The organism is Kocuria sp. CPCC 205260, from assembly GCF_040981045.1.
Taxonomy (GTDB): domain Bacteria; phylum Actinomycetota; class Actinomycetes; order Actinomycetales; family Micrococcaceae; genus Kocuria; species Kocuria palustris.
In genome coordinates this window covers 1-572 of the sequence record NZ_JAVKPT010000071.1, presented here as the reverse complement: position 1 = coordinate 572, position 572 = coordinate 1, and the positions used below count along the sequence as shown (strand labels likewise).

The 572-nt window shown below is 71.9% G+C and carries 1 pseudogene; it reads left to right on the top strand.

From position 1 onward, the window contains the following. Positions 1-572, top strand: a pseudogene (locus RF645_RS13215) (IS21 family transposase); the annotation flags it as partial.

Genomic DNA, 572 nt, shown 5'->3' with positions numbered 1-572 from the left:
GATTGGGTGCCTGGATGCGACTCTGGCGCGGATCGGCGGGGTGCCGACCTACGTGCTCACCGACAACCCCAGGACCGTGACCGTCGATCACGTGGCCGGGGTGCCGGTGCGCCACCCGCAGATCGTTCAAGCCGGCCGGCATTACGGCACCCAGGTGCACACCTGCGTGCCCTACGACCCCGAGTCCAAGGGCGGGTCGGAGTCCACGGTGCGCATCGCCAAGGCCGATCTGGTGCCCACCGAGGCGAACCTGCGTGAGCAGTACGCTTCCTTCGCCGCACTCGAGGCCGCCTGCACGGCGTTCTGCACCAAGGTCAACGGACGCACCCACCGGGAGTCGGCCCGGGTGCCCGCCGAGGCGCTGGCCGAGGAGCAGCAACGCCTGCACGTACTGCCGGCCGCTCCGCACACCACCGCCCTGGGGGTGACCCGCACGGTGGGCACCGACCAGACCATCCGGTTCGGCTCGGTGCGCTACTCCACCCCGCCCGGACTCGTCGGGGCGGGGTGTGGGTGCGGGTCGCCGGGGCCGAACTGGTGGTCATGGCCGGCCTCGACGTCCTCCCCGCGAT